The sequence below is a fragment of the Pseudomonas sp. 3JA genome (assembly GCF_036961705.1).
Taxonomy (GTDB): Bacteria; Pseudomonadota; Gammaproteobacteria; order Pseudomonadales; family Pseudomonadaceae; genus Aquipseudomonas; species Aquipseudomonas fluorescens_Q.
The window spans coordinates 1-3,148 of the sequence record NZ_JBAMDJ010000085.1 but is presented as its reverse complement, the minus strand read 5'-3'; the positions used below and the strand labels follow the sequence as shown (position 1 = coordinate 3,148).

The following is a 3,148-nucleotide window of genomic DNA, read 5'->3' as shown; positions in this document are numbered from 1 at the left end:
AAACACGAACCCCACGACGACGCCCCCGCCCAGTCGAAAAACCCCAACGGCGACAGCGCCGACACCGCGGCCCAGACCCAGACCAGCGGCTGCCCGGTGTCGATGGTCACCGGCGAAGAACTGCTGACCCTCGACGATGGCACCCTCGATGGCCGCTTGCCGTTCGTCTTCACCCGTTTGTACCGCACCAGCGCCGCTGACCTGGATGTCGGCCTCGGGCGCGGCTGGAGCCATGCCCTGGCCCATCGCTTGGAGCTTGAGGGCGAGCAGGTCACCTGGGTCGACCAGGAAAACCGCCGCACGACGTTTCCCCTGCCCAACGCCCAGCGTCCGGCCATTCACAACAGCCTGGCCCGCGCGGCGATCTACCTGGGGGCCGAGCCGGACGAACTGATCATCGCCCAGCCCGGGGAAAACGCCCCGTTCCTGCACTTTCGCGACGGCCACCTGACCGCCCTCAGCGACCGCTACGACAACCGCCTGACGCTGCAGCGCAACATCCATGGCGACATCAGCCGCCTGGACAACGGCGCCGGGCGCGCCCTGCGCCTGCGTTACGAGCAGCGCCACCTGATCGCCGTCGACTACCAGAGCTTCCATCCCGCCATCACCCTCGACGAAGCCTGGCGGACCGAACAGACGCTGATGTCCTACCGCTACGACGGACGTTTCCGACTGATCGAAGCGACCAATGCCGCCGGTGAAAGCGAACGCTACGACTACGACGACCAGCACGTCATCCTCCAGCGGCAACTGGCCGGCGGGGCGAGTTTCTACTGGGAGTGGCAAGGGGCCGGGCGGGCGGCGCGCTGCGTACGGCACTGGGCTTCGTTTGCGCAAATGGACAGCCGCTACACCTGGGGCGAGGACGGCAGCGTCACGGTCCAGCACCTCGACGGCAGCCAGGAAGTGTATGTCCACGATGACCGGGCGCGGCTGGTGCGCAAGGTCGAGCCCGACGGCGGTGAGCACCTCAAGGCCTACGACGAACAAGGTCGCTTGATCGCCGAGCAGGACCCGCTGGGCGCCGTGACCGAGTACCGCTACGACGACGTCGGACGGCTGCTGGCGCTGATTCCACCCGTGGATGCGCCGACGTCCTACGAATACCGCAACGGTTTCCTGCACACCCGTGCGCGCGGCCAGGCGGTGTGGCGCTACCGGCGCAATGCCCGGGGGGACGTGATCGTCCTCATCGACCCGGACGGCCGGCGCACGGAATATGCCTACGACGCCCATGGGCAACTGCTGGCGAGGTATGACCCGGACGGCGGCGAACATCGGTTCACCTGGAGTCGCCTGGGCCAACTGACCGAAGAGATCCTGCCCGACGGCAGTCGCCGGCGTTTTTCCTACGACGCCCTGGGGCGTTTGCTCAGCCGCCAGGACGAACATGGCGCGCTCACGCACTACCAATGGGACGCCGTCGGCCGCCTGCTGCAGGTGACCTTGCCCAACGGAACCACGCGGACCTGGCGCTACAACGCCTACGGCAAGATCACCGCCGAGCGCGATGAACAGGGCCGTCTGACCCGCTACGAATACGCCGACGACCTGCACCTGGTCAGCCGTCGCCTGAACCCCGACGGCAGCGAGCTGAAATATCGCTACGACTCGGCGCGGTTGTTGCTGACCGAAATCGAAAACGAATCCGGCGAAAAATATCAGCTGGACTACACGCCCAACGGCTTGATCCGACAGCAAGTCGGCTTCGACGGCCAACGCACCGCCTACGCCTACGACCTCAATGGCCACCTGCTGGAGAAAACCGAGCACGGCGAGGACGGTTCGCAACGGCTCACCCAGTACCAGCGTGACGCGGCTGGGCGGCTGCGAGTCAAGACCTTGCCCGACGGCCAGGCCATCGAATACCGCTACGACGAACTGGGCCGATTGGTCCACGTCAACGACGGCAGCGATCATCCCCTGGCCTTTGAGTACGACGCCCAGGACCGGCTGGTCTGCGAACACCAGGGCTGGGGCACCCTGCGTTATCGCTACGACGCTTGCGGACGCCTCAACCACCTGCGCCTGCCGGACGACAGCCAGCTCGACTACCACCATGCCCCAGGTGGCGCACTGACCGCCATCGACCTCAACGGTTCGCGCCTGACCGAACACCGCTTTGTCGGCGGTCGCGAACGGCAACGCCAGCAAGGCCGGCTGCTCAGTGACTACGACTACGACGAACAGGGCCGCCTCAAGGCCCAGACCGTGTGGCAGAGCCAACAGCAGCAACTGTTCTGGCGCGATTATGCCTACAGCGCCAAGGGCAACCTGCAAACCCTTTCCGACAACCGAAACCGCCGCAGCTACCAGTACGACCCGCTGGATCGCCTGACCCGCATCGACTTTTCCCACAGCGAACCGCCGGAACACTTCTGCCACGATCCGGCCGGCAACCTGATGATGCAGGACCGCCCCGGCCCGACCACCCTCAAGGGCAACCGCCTGCTGGAAGAGGGCGACCGCCACTATGACTACGACGCCTTCGGCAACCTGATCCGCGAACGCCGCGGCCAGGCCCTGGTCAGCGCCTACCGCTACGACAGCCAGCACCGCCTGATCGGCGTCACCACGGCGGATGGGCGTGAAACCTCCTACCGCTACGACGCCTTTGGCCGACGCATCAGCAAGACCGTGGACGGCCTGACCACGGAATTTTTCTGGCAGGGCGACCAGGTCGTCGCCGAAAACAGCCCGCGCCACCACCGCAGCTACGTCTACGAACCCGGCACCTTCCGCCCGCTGGCGATGCTCGACGGCGAAGGCCCCGACGCCCGCCCGTTCTACTACCACCTCGACCACCTGGGCACCCCCCAGGAACTGACCAACCCCGCCGGCCAGATCGTCTGGTCGGCGCGCTACAACGGCTACGGCCAACTCACCGAACTCCAGCACGGCGGCGGCGAACAACTGGAACAACCGCTGCGCTTCCAGGGCCAATACTTCGACCCCGAAAGCGGCCTGCACTACAACCGGCACCGCTACTACAATCCCGGAACCGGCCGCTATCTGACGCCTGACCCGAGCAAATTGGCGGGTGGGCTCAATGGGTATCGCTACACGGTGAACCCGACGGGGTGGGTGGATCCGTTGGGGTTGGTGGATTGTCCGGGGAAGGGTGGGTGTCGGCCGGCGGTTGGGG

General features: G+C 66.2%; 1 protein-coding gene. It reads left to right on the top strand.

Going from position 1 to position 3,148, the window contains the following annotated elements; all coding sequences use genetic code 11:
• Positions 1–3,148: RHS repeat-associated core domain-containing protein (locus V7773_RS30110; protein ID WP_336076484.1), on the top strand; the 3,148-nt coding region annotated here is incomplete at both ends.